Genomic DNA, 10,602 nt, shown 5'->3' with positions numbered 1-10,602 from the left:
CCGTCAGGATCCTCACATGACCCATCCGACCGTTCCCGCGAACGCAACCGACCAACCATCAGTCGCCGACGCCGAACCGGCGAACGCGTTCCGTTACGTCGTCTCGCCCGGCTTCGCCGATCTCCTCGAGCAGCTCGAAAGCACGCTCTTGCTGACCACGTACCAGGCCGGCAAGCTGATGACCGTGCGCGCGCGAGCGGGCCGGGTGTCCACGCTGCTGCGCACCTTTGAACGCCCGATGGGCCTGGCGCGCAAGGACGACACACTCGCACTGGGCACCCGCAACGCCGTCTGGTTCCTGCGCAACGCCCGCGACATCGCCGCCCAGCTCGCTCCTGCCAACACCCACGACGCCTGCTTCACGCCTCGGCAAAGCCACGTCACCGGCGACATCCTCGGCCACGAGATGAGTTGGGGATACCCGCCCCCAGCGGGCGGCGGCGAAGCTACGCCGGGGAGTCCGGCCAATGAGCTATGGGTCGTCAACACCCGCTTCTCATGCTTGTGCACCCTGCACCCCGACTACAGCTTCGTTCCGCGCTGGCGTCCGTCATTCGTCTCCGCCCTCGCCGCCGAAGACCGCTGCCACCTCAACGGTCTGGCCATGGTCGACGGCCAGCCGCGCTTCGTCACCGCCCTCGGGCGCAGCGACACGCCGAGGGGCTGGCAGCCCGGCAAGGCGGACGGCGGCGTGCTGATCGATGTACCGACTAACGCAATCGTCGCCGACGGCTTCGCCATGCCGCACTCGCCGCGCTGGCATGCCGGCAAGCTATGGGTGCTGAACTCGGGCCAAGGCGAACTGGAGGTCGTCGACCCGAAGACCGGCCAGCGGGAGACCGTCGTTCGGCTACCCGGTTACACGCGCGGCCTGGCAATGCACGATGGCTACGCCTTCGTCGGCCTCTCGAAGATCCGCGAGAAGGCGGAATTCGGTGGCCTGCCGATCGAGACCAGCGGCGAGCCGCTGCAATGCGGCATCTGGGTAGTCGACCTGCGCCGCGGCACGGCGGTCGGGTTCATGGCCTTCGAGGCCGGTTGCGAAGAAGTCTTCGCGGTGGAAGTGCTGCCCGGCATCCGCTGGCCGGCGATCATCGGCTTCCAGCAGGAAACCATCCAGGGCCTCTATGTCGTACCACCCTCATGAAAGCACGCGCGCAGAGACGCGCCACCACTTCCCAGGAAAACCGACTGTTGCCGCGTAGACCTTTCCGACAAGGGCCGCATGGAGCACACGAACGATATCGTCTGGTACCCCTCCGCGATCACTCGCGAACAGCGCGAACGACTCAACCGACACCAGAGCGTCATCGTCTGGTTCACCGGGCTCTCTGGCGCCGGCAAGTCGACCCTCGCGCATGCCGTAGAGGAAGCGCTGCATCGGCGTGGCTGTCGCACCTTCGTACTCGACGGCGACAATGTCCGTCACGGGCTTTGCGCCGATCTGGCTTTCTCGGACGCCGACCGAACGGAAAACATCCGCCGCGTTGGCGAACTGGCCAGGCTGTTTCTGGAAGCGGGAGTGATCACACTCACCGCTTTCATTTCACCCTTTCGCAAGGATCGTGAACGGGTTCGTTCCTTGGTGCCGCCGGAGAGCTTCATCGAAATCCATTGCCATTGTCCGCTCTTCATCTGCGAGCAGCGCGATGTCAAGGGGCTCTACAGGCGAGCGCGTACCGGCAAGATCCCGGCATTTACCGGCATCTCGTCACCATACGAAGCACCCGATTGCCCGGAACTGGTTGTCGAGACGGGTGCATGCACCGTAGACGAGGGTGTGGCGAAGATTCTGGGCCTACTTGAAGCGCGGGGCGTGATTCCCTTAACCTGATGGGCAACTGGGTTATCACCTCCTGATCTGCCGACGGCACGGGGATCGCCCAGATCACCCCTGAAGTTCGACCCGGAAAATGGCCGCGACGAGGTTCTTGAGCGGAGCCAATTTGGGCGGGACCGGGGCAGCGGCCACCATCCAGGGGGCATCACCCCGCTTGATCAGGTCCTGATAGAGCAGCCCCCCATCGACCATCTGTCCATGGCTACAGGTGGCCCGATGGCCCGCGACGTTCTGGAACTCGGACGGCATTGCGGTTCATGCCCGCAGCGGGCCCGTCCCGTCTGACGAACGTTTCCGGAGCAACTCCAGCGCCCGCTCCAGGATGATGCGGTCGGCCACATCCTTGTCCCGCCTGGTCTGTTTTGTCCGCAGCAGCCCTTCGAGATTGATCGTACGGATGGGCAGGCCGTCCAGATCAATCGTCTCGGCAAACTGCTCCAGCGTCTCGTAGCTCTCGCCGCAGGCGTTGATCAGGATATCCACCACGAAGGCATCGGCCACACGGATGTTTTCGCCTTCCTCGAACCAGGCCGGGTCAATATCCCGGGCGGACTGGTCCGGCAACTACCATCAGGGCCTCCTTGATGCATTCTCCGGCCTGCCGGGTGGCGGGGACCAGCACGTCGATGTCCGTGGTGGCGCGATGGTAGCCATGCGCAAACAGCGCGTAGCCGCCAATCAGGAGGTACTTGGCGCCGTGCCGATTCAGAGAACCAATCAGGGTCTTGAGGTCTGCCAGCGTGGCCGGTCGGCTGTACTCTTCCATCAGCGACGCGCCAGGGCGGCTTCGGCCATGCCTTCCACCAGACAATCCAGTTGCTGACGATTGGCGTCTGCATGGGTCTTGAACCGGAAGACACCTTTCGGAATGAAGGTCGACCTGCCGGTCGGGAGGCGGTGGATTTCATCGTTGAAACGAGCACCCTCAGCCAAAAGGGCGGCGGAAGCCGAGAAGCTGATCGGACGCTCTTTGCGGTGGCCGACGGTACGCACGATTTCTCTCCTCACCTTTCCCTATCCCCGTTGCGCAGGCCAGTAACCATCCCCCGGCAGAGCCGGGGGATGGTTACTGGCCTGGTTAATGCCTTCGCCACGAGCCGTCGATTATAGGATTCAAATTGACTGACGGCCAGATCGATTCAGCCCGGCACGCCCGCGCCGAGCAGGGCCATCGCGTCGCTGTCAACGATCGCGATGCCGAGCCGCTTGCAGAAGCGACGCTCCTTGTCGTTTGCCTCGGCGATCAATGCCCAGCCGGCGAAGTCTGCAGCGGCATCATGGATCAGGTCCGAGAAGACCATTCGCTCGGTGTCGCGATTCAGGCGCATGCCGAGCAGGAGATACCGCTTGCCGCGACGACGCGCCTTGATGAACGAGGGAACCGCGAAGCCGCCCATCAGTTCGGTGATGTAGTCGACGTAGTCGGCATCGGAAGCGATGTAACTGGGCTGCGGCAAGGGACAACCCATCGGTTTGAAAAGCACCGGCAAACCGGCATCGGCCTGCTCCGGAGCGATGGCACGGTAACTGGCACCATCCGAGACGTGCAGGGTGAAACGATAGTCGGTACCGCCGAGGCGAGCGCAACCGAGGACCAGCAGATGTGGGATCCCGGCATAGGAATCGAGCAGTTGCGTGTCGCGGTTGATGTCGATCACATACGGCGGCCGGATTTTCGCGAGCCAGTCGTGCACCGCCGCGCGCGTCCAGCGCGTGTCGCCGTAGGTGCTGTCGAGAAAGCGTGTCACTGCGCTGCGGCCGCGCTTGAGTTCGACGTTCATCGCCGCGCGCGGAAACTCGTACATCAGCTTCGGTGCCATCGGGCGCCCGCCGTTCATGGCCAGGATCAGTTGCTCACTGGTGGCGGGAATACTTCGACCATCGAGTTCCGAGTGTACGTCGGCAAGCACGCCCGGCCCGAGATAAGGAACGATGCTGCCGTCGGCAAGGCCGGACTGCCATTGATCGAAAAGGTCGCTGGGAATCATTGTGCGTACTCCGAGTGGATTCACAAGGTCCACGCAAGAAATGCGCCTGCCCTGCAGACTCGTGCCTGCGGGGTAGCACCACCCGCAGCCCTTGCCGTTGTCGGCTTTGCGACAAACGCCATCACGCTCTCCTGCCGGCCTTGCGAGGTGTTGCTGGCCAGCACGGCGAAGGCGACCGGAATGCGTCGGTCGCAGCCGCCGCTGCCGCCGTTCCGGAAATGGGAGACGATGCGGTGGACAAAAAAATCCGTTGGCCAGGAGCAGGGAAAGGCGTAATCTTGCCTGACGCATCAGCGCAGCCATTCCGGTGGAAGACGGTCATCCAGGACGCGGCTTCAGGAATGACGGGATCAACTCACCAGAACGACTGGAACCTGCCATGCCCCCTTCGCACGATAAAATGATCGACGCCAGTCACCTCGACGCGTTCGCGTCCCTGGCCAATACCACTCTCGACGGTACGGAGCGTTTGCTGAGCCTTAACCTGCAGGCGGCTCGCTCCTTGCTGTGCGATGCACTGACCCACAGCAAGGCGCTCAGCGAAGCCAGCGACCTGAACGAGGTGCTGTCGCTCAATGCCGCGCTGAGCCAGCCTTTTCTGGAGAAGACGCTCTGGTATTGGCGCCGCTGCTACGAAATCTCCGCTGATACGCAGGAACAACTGGTCACCACCGGCGACGCCCAACAGTCCGATTTCAGCCAATCGATGAGCACTTTCCTCGACCGGATGGCCAAGTCGTCTCCGGTGGGCTCAGAGCTTGCCGCGGTGATGGTGAAGTCGGCTATCGCCGCGACCAGTTCGGCATTCGATGCCGCCCAACGTGTAGCCGAACCACTGGTCGAGATCACCGAAGCCAGTGCCGCGGCGGTGGCTGATGCCACCGCCCGAGCCGCTGGCGCCGCTACTCCCCCAGGCAATTCAGCAAACGCCAACAACTGACCGACCGCACGGCTAGTCGGGAAGCCTGCCGAGAGCGTTTTCGAGGTCGCTTCTGAGGTCAGAGACATCCTCGATGCCGACGGACAGGCGAACCAGTGAATCGCTGATGCCGAGTTGGGCGCGTTGCTCCGGCGGGATTGTCGCGTGTGTCATGATCGCCGGATGTTCGATCAGGCTTTCGACGCCGCCAAGGCTCTCGGCAAGGGTGATCACTTCGGTCGCTTCGAGGAAGCAACGGGTACCGGCAAGATCGGCAGCGAGTTCGAAAGCAATCATGCCGCCGAAGGCGCGCATCTGCCGTCTGGCCAACTGGTGTTGCGGGTGTGAGGCGAGACCGGGGTAGATCACGCGGCGCACTCGCGGCTGCCGTTCCAGCCAGGCGGCCAGTTCCTGGGCATTTTCACAATGCCGCTGCATGCGCAGATCGAGCGTCTTGACGCCACGCAGCGCCAGGAAGCAGTCGAAAGGTCCGCTGATCGCACCGACGGCATTCTGCAGAAAGGCGAGCCGCTCGCGCAACGCCGCATTGCGGGCTTCGCCGCTGACGACCGCGACGCCACCGATGACGTCGGAGTGGCCGTTGATGTACTTGGTCGTCGAGTGCAGGACGATGTCGAATCCAAGTTCCAGCGGGCGCTGGATCCATGGCGTGGCAAAGGTGTTGTCGACCACCGAGATGAGTTCGTGCCGCCGACAGAAGGCCGCGAGGGCTTCGAGGTCGGCCAGTTTCAGCAGCGGGTTGGTCGGCGTTTCGACAAGCAGCATGCGGGTATCCGGGCGCACGGCAGCGGCCAGCGTTTCGGAATCGGCGAGGTCGACGAAAGTGGCCGCGAGCCCGGCGGTGCGCCGGCGCACCCCTTCCAGCAGGCGGTAGGTACCACCGTAGAGGTCGTCGCCGGCGATCACGTGCGCGCCGCTATCGAGTGTTTCCAGGACGGTGGCGATCGCCGCCAGTCCGGAGGCGAATGCGAAGGCCTGCGCCCCGGATTCGAGATCGGCGATGCAGCGCTCGAAGGCCCAGCGGGTGGGGTTGTGCGAGCGTCCGTAGTCCAGTCCCTTGTGAACACCAGGGCTTTGCTGGACATAGGTCGAAGTGGCATAGATCGGCGGGATGACGGCGCCGGTGCTGGGGTCGGGCGATTGCCCGGCGTGGATGACCCGGGTGGCAAAGCCATGGCCTTGCCCGGAGCGTGGTAGGTGGTGCATGTGCATGCCTTTTCTGCGATGGGTTGATAGGGGGCGTCGAAGCGGTGCAGCAGGCCCGTAAACAAAGCCGATTGGCGGTGCTGCCGGCGACGGGAGAGGCGACCGAGATTTCCCGGAATTGTGACACGACGGTGCCGGGGGCGCGGCCGGATTTCGTCGTGCGGGCCGGGACAGGGAGGATCTCCTGGTCGGATCAACTCGCCGACCGACGCGGATTCTGGCCGGGAACCGTGCTTCGTCGCCGACACCGCCCAACTTCTTACCGGCGCAGCATGCCCGTTTGGTCCACACGGCGCAGGGCTGCCAGCTCCTGCAAGGTCGGTTCAGGAACGACACGCACCCCGGCCGACACCTGCAGGTTCCAGCCGGTGTTGGCGAGAATCTCGTCGACCCCGGAAAACGGGAAGTAGGCGTCGAGCTGGAATTCACGACTCTGCGGATCGGGCCGCAGGATGCCCAGGGTGGTGATGATTGCCGAAGGGCCGCCGCCGACAAAACCCACCCGCTCCCTGGCGTCGCCGCCGTCGAGATATCCCGGTGAAGAAATATAGGTAACCCGATCCACGAAGCGTTTCGGCTCGTGGCTGACCATGATCAGGTAGCGCTTGGCACCGCAGGCGATGTCGTTGGCGCCGCCGGCGCCGGTCAGGCGAGTCTTCGGCGGGCGATAGCTTTCGCCGATCGGGCCATCCCAGATACCGGTGGTGTTGACGTTGCCGAAGCGATCGACCTGCGCCGCGCCGATGATGCCGACGTCGCAGCGACCGGACGCCACCAGGCAACCGAGAGCGTCGAGCGCACTGGTGAAACTCACGGCATTGACCGCCAGACGATTGCATTCGATTCCCCAGGGCAGGCCGCCGACGGGCGTCGCGCCATACACCCCGCCTTCGGTCATCGCCCGCACCCCGGGGGCATGACATGCCTGCGCGAAGTAGCCGGCGAGCATCGACAGGCCAACACCGAAGATGGCAAGTTCGCCATCTCTGATCTCGCGGCCGGTGGCGATGGCCATCATCTCCTGGCGACTGTAAGCGCTGCTCATGCGTCACCTCCCGTACTCAGGGCCTGCGCCTCGGCGTGCGGCAGCAGCCAGCGCCGGTAGGGGTCAAGCAGGAAGGCAGTCGCCCCGTTCGACAACTCGGCCCGCTTCCCGGCGCCGATGCGTTCGAGGTAGCCATCGAGGTCGGCGTAGCTATCAACGTAGTCGCGAACGTAGGCGGCCGCGCCCTGCTCGCTGCCGAGGGCCTCGTTCATGTCCTTCATGTGTGCTTCGTCAACGTCGTACATGCCCGGCGAAGCTTGCGGCCAGGCGGCGAAGGGCCAGTACACGACGGCCTCGACGATGATGCCGGGGATCCGCACCAGGTTTGGATACTGGCGCATGCAGTCGGTGTGCACCAGCGCATCGGCCAGCAAGACGACCCGCTTCGCCGCCCGCGACAGTTCGAAGCGGCTCCACTCGGTACCGAGCATGATCGCGTTGCCATCGCTATCGGCGAGCGTCACGTGGATCGCCGCCAGATCCGGACGCAGTGGCGAGAAGGCACCGATCTGCCTGCCCGAGAAGGGATCGGTCACCGCCGGTATCTTGTTCCGGTTGGGGTGAATACCCGGCTCGAACGCGCGCCGGTCTTGAAGATCCGAGCCGATATTGACTGTCGCCGGAACGAACGGCCAGTTCAGCGCGCCACCCAGCAGACGCAGTGTCATGCCCAGATTGGAGTAATCCTCAAGCACCAGCCGGCCCTGCTCGACTGCCCGCCGCAGGCCGTTGGCAAAGCCGAAGCCCTCCAGCCCGCTGAAGCCACACTCGGCTCGGGCCACGGCACCGGCCGCAGCGAGCAGGTTGAGTTGCTGGGTGTTGGCGTGAAAGACGGCGTGCAGATCGCGGCGCTTCTGGCGCAACAGTTCCCGCCCGAAGGCGATGGCATCCGAGCCGACCGGCAGCGCCGCGCCACTGGCGTACTGCATGCCATCCCAGGTGTATCGACGGACCGCTTCGGCCAGGGTAATCACTTTGGTGGACATGGTCGCTTCTCTTCAATTGGCCCGGGAAAACCGCTGCGCTGCTGCCTGCCCGCCGGCAGATTCAGCCAGCAGTATGGCCAGGTCGCTCTGCAACTCGGCGGCGCTCTGGCCAAATGGGGGTTTAGGTCGTTTCGTGTGGAACGGGCCTGAAAGGGACGAAGGGAGATACGGGCAAATGGATGAGTTTCCCGGCGATGAGGTAGGCCATGGCGATGAAGTTGTCGACGCGGCGATAGCCGCGGGCGCGGGCACGTGCCTCCTGAAGAGCTCTATTCATTGCTTCGACACGGCCGTTGTGTTTGCCGGATTCGAAGCCGTTGAGTACGCCAGGAAGGTGCTTGGTAATGGTCCTGCCGAGGCGCTTGAAGGGTTCCAGTCGGCAACGACAGGCCCAACTGAGCCAGCGCTTCAACAGGGGCTTGGCCTCGTCAGGTGTCTTGGCCGTGGCATAGATCGCGCGCAACGCTTCCTTGATGCGCCAGGCACGTGCGGTTTTGAGGTTGGAGCGCTGCAACCAGTGCATGGTCTGGGTTTGCTTGATGGTCCAGTCGGCGGGTTTCTTGTGCAGGCTCCAGCGGGTGCCTTTGAGTTCAGGTTCGCTTTTGACCTCCGCACGGCGCACCTCGTCCAGGGCCGTGCTGCCCAGGGCGACCACGTGAAATCTGTCGAAGCAGACCTCGGCTTCGGGAAAGTGTTCGGCGGCGCCGGCCTGAAAGGATCCACTCATGTCCATACTGACATGCGTAATCGCGCTCGGTTGGCCGCCATGCTCGGTGAGGTCGGTGGCGAACATCCCCAGCGTGGCCTTATCCCGGCCAGGCGTGGCAAACAGCAGGCGCGGCTTGTCTAGATCATGGAAAACAGTGATGTACGTCTGGCCGCGCTTACTGGCGGTTTCATCAACACCAATGGCGCGAACCTCGGCATGGCTTTCCTTGGCGCGCGCTTTGTTCACATGATGCTCGATCACGCGCCACAGTCTGCGACTGCGGACACGCAGCAGCCGGCCGGCCGCCAATACCGACATGGTCGGTGCCAGCATCAGCGTCAAGGCTTCGAACAGCAGGGTGAAGCGACTCCCTTCCCGTGCCCAAGGCACGGGAATCTGTGTCACCTTGTCGCAGACGGCACAGGCCACGCGCGGCACGGCGGCATGCAGATGAGCTTCATACTGGAAAAAATCCAGATGACGCCACGAGCGCGCCAAGCGGTCGTGCAGTGGCTGCGCCGCCGTTCGACAGGCCGGACAGGCATGAACTGCTGCGCTGAACGTCACCTGGAAGTCAATCCGCCCCGCTTCGGGTGTAAAGATCACTTGATCCACTTGCCAAGGAGCGACAAGACCCAGAGCCTGGGTGAACAGCGTTTCAATCATGGGGAACCGGTCGAGAGAAGGAAGGCCGCTATTGTCCTCCATGCCGAGTGCGGCAGGCTGCCTCCCTCGGCCCGGAGGAAGCGTAAGCGAGGGGGCGGCGATGTCAAGGGTTCGGCTACGCCCGGACTTCGTCCGCCCTTGACATCGCCGCCCCCTCAAAACCACAAGGCCACCGCCCGTTCCACACGAAACGACATAGATCCCCAAATGGAGCGACTCCTCGCAGTCGACCGCCGCCATCGAACAGGAATACGCCGGCGGTATGGTCGAGGGTATAGCCAGCGTCCCCCGCGGGCCGCTTTTCGGCCACCAGTTGCAGTTGGCTGATCAGTCTTGCCGTCGCCTCGGCGTTGCCGCGCAGCCCGATGACCGGGCGTCCGCCCGCCGGGGCGAAAGCGGCAACGTATTCCTTGAGCATCGCCAGTGCATCACGATCAGGATCGAGGGTGGCGAAGAGCACCTGGACTCGCTGGCGCTGCGCCGCCGAAAGGGCCTCGACCGCGCCCTTCAGCACCAGCAGCGTCGTCGGGCAGACATCGGGGCATTGCGTGTAGCCAACCGACAGGGCAACCACCTGACCACGGAAATCCGCCAGACGTCGCTCCCGTCCATCGCTCGCCGACAACGCCAACTCCGGGTAGAGCGGCAGATTGCCGGCTGGCGGCGAGGCATGCAGCGTCGCGCTCGGGCGGTCAGCAGTCTTGCCGCGCGTGGCGTCCCGGGAAGCGAAAGGGACCGTCTCGTACTTGGCCCGCACGACGTAGTCGGCAAGCCGGCGCAAACCGGCCCTGTCGAGCGTGCCCGAATATCGGTAGAGAAGACTGCCATCCACGGCAAAAAAGACGAACGATGGCGTGCCGAAGGCGCGCAGGCCCTTCGCCAGATCAGTGGCGGTCGTGGCCCTCCCCTTGACATCGATGATCGGCTCGGTACTGGCGAGATCCAGATGAACGGTTCGGAAGCGGCGCTCGATCGCCCGCTGCGTGTGCGTGTCGCGATAGACGGTTTTCTCCATTTCCAGGCAACCCGGGCAATCCGGGAGGGACAGCACGACCGCCAGTTGCTTGCCCTCCGCGCCGGCCACCCGTATCTCGCGCTGCAGGTCGTCGACGCTGCGCTCGAACAGCACCGCATGCGCCACGCCGACCACCAGGCCGAGTGCCAGACCGCTGCCGAGTCGCAGCCAAGCCGCGAAAGATGACCCCCATGCGCGACGCCGCAT

13 protein-coding genes are annotated in these 10,602 nt (G+C 64.1%); 3 read left to right on the top strand and 10 right to left on the bottom strand.

Going from position 1 to position 10,602, the window contains the following annotated elements; genetic code table 11:
- The first annotated feature begins 16 nt into the window (after nucleotides 1–16).
- A complete protein-coding gene (locus AC15MQ_RS04595; protein WP_483079456.1) occupies nucleotides 17–1,147 on the top strand; it encodes a TIGR03032 family protein in 1,131 nt (376 codons plus the stop codon).
- Nucleotides 1,148–1,225: 78 nt separating this feature from the next.
- Nucleotides 1,226–1,834, top strand: coding sequence for an adenylyl-sulfate kinase (gene cysC, locus AC15MQ_RS04590; protein WP_483079455.1), 609 nt, complete (start codon nucleotides 1,226–1,228; stop codon nucleotides 1,832–1,834).
- Between the two features lie 54 nt (nucleotides 1,835–1,888).
- On the opposite strand, the gene AC15MQ_RS04585 is transcribed toward cysC, so the two are convergent.
- The 5 genes from AC15MQ_RS04585 to AC15MQ_RS04565 form a co-directional block, all read right to left on the bottom strand.
- Nucleotides 1,889–2,089 (bottom strand): hypothetical protein, encoded by a 201-nt coding sequence (locus AC15MQ_RS04585; protein ID WP_483079454.1) that lies wholly within the window; start codon nucleotides 2,087–2,089, stop codon nucleotides 1,889–1,891.
- Nucleotides 2,090–2,095: 6 nt separating this feature from the next.
- Nucleotides 2,096–2,404 carry a hypothetical protein gene (locus AC15MQ_RS04580; RefSeq protein ID WP_483079453.1) on the bottom strand — a complete coding sequence of 103 codons (309 nt, stop codon included), beginning with the start codon at nucleotides 2,402–2,404 and terminating at the stop codon, nucleotides 2,096–2,098.
- Nucleotides 2,376–2,606 (bottom strand): hypothetical protein, encoded by a 231-nt coding sequence (locus tag AC15MQ_RS04575; RefSeq protein WP_483079452.1) that lies wholly within the window; start codon nucleotides 2,604–2,606, stop codon nucleotides 2,376–2,378. The genes AC15MQ_RS04580 and AC15MQ_RS04575 overlap by 29 nt, the downstream gene beginning before the upstream one ends.
- Nucleotides 2,606–2,833 carry a hypothetical protein gene (locus AC15MQ_RS04570; protein ID WP_287651665.1) on the bottom strand — a complete coding sequence of 76 codons (228 nt, stop codon included), beginning with the start codon at nucleotides 2,831–2,833 and terminating at the stop codon, nucleotides 2,606–2,608. Before AC15MQ_RS04570 ends, AC15MQ_RS04575 begins: the two co-directional genes overlap by 1 nt.
- Before the next feature lie 146 nt (nucleotides 2,834–2,979).
- Nucleotides 2,980–3,828, bottom strand: coding sequence for an SIR2 family protein (locus AC15MQ_RS04565; protein WP_483079451.1), 849 nt, complete (start codon nucleotides 3,826–3,828; stop codon nucleotides 2,980–2,982).
- A 379-nt stretch (nucleotides 3,829–4,207) separates the two neighbouring features.
- On the opposite strand from AC15MQ_RS04565, the gene AC15MQ_RS04560 reads away from it, so the two are divergent.
- Nucleotides 4,208–4,768: a phasin family protein gene (locus AC15MQ_RS04560; RefSeq protein WP_287668838.1), complete on the top strand. Its 561-nt coding sequence runs from the start codon at nucleotides 4,208–4,210 to the stop codon at nucleotides 4,766–4,768.
- A gap of 12 nt (nucleotides 4,769–4,780) precedes the next feature.
- On the opposite strand, the gene AC15MQ_RS04555 is transcribed toward AC15MQ_RS04560, so the two are convergent.
- The 5 genes from AC15MQ_RS04555 to AC15MQ_RS04535 all read right to left on the bottom strand — a co-directional run bounded on the left by AC15MQ_RS04555 (nucleotide 4,781) and on the right by AC15MQ_RS04535 (nucleotide 10,602).
- Nucleotides 4,781–5,974 carry a trans-sulfuration enzyme family protein gene (locus AC15MQ_RS04555; RefSeq protein WP_483079450.1) on the bottom strand — a complete coding sequence of 398 codons (1,194 nt, stop codon included), beginning with the start codon at nucleotides 5,972–5,974 and terminating at the stop codon, nucleotides 4,781–4,783.
- Nucleotides 5,975–6,233: 259 nt separating this feature from the next.
- A complete protein-coding gene (locus AC15MQ_RS04550) occupies nucleotides 6,234–7,019 on the bottom strand; it encodes a CoA-transferase subunit beta (RefSeq protein WP_483079449.1) in 786 nt (261 codons plus the stop codon).
- Entirely contained in the window at nucleotides 7,016–8,005 is a 990-nt protein-coding gene (locus AC15MQ_RS04545) for a CoA transferase subunit A (RefSeq protein WP_483079448.1), read from the bottom strand. Before AC15MQ_RS04545 ends, AC15MQ_RS04550 begins: the two co-directional genes overlap by 4 nt.
- A gap of 121 nt (nucleotides 8,006–8,126) precedes the next feature.
- Nucleotides 8,127–9,380 (bottom strand): ISL3 family transposase, encoded by a 1,254-nt coding sequence (locus tag AC15MQ_RS04540; RefSeq protein WP_332337375.1) that lies wholly within the window; start codon nucleotides 9,378–9,380, stop codon nucleotides 8,127–8,129.
- A 115-nt stretch (nucleotides 9,381–9,495) separates the two neighbouring features.
- Entirely contained in the window at nucleotides 9,496–10,602 is a 1,107-nt protein-coding gene (locus AC15MQ_RS04535) for an SCO family protein (RefSeq protein WP_483079447.1), read from the bottom strand.

The organism is Candidatus Accumulibacter propinquus (assembly GCF_056856495.1).
Note: the sequence above shows the minus strand (reverse complement) of the source record. Positions and strands in the feature narration are given on the sequence as shown.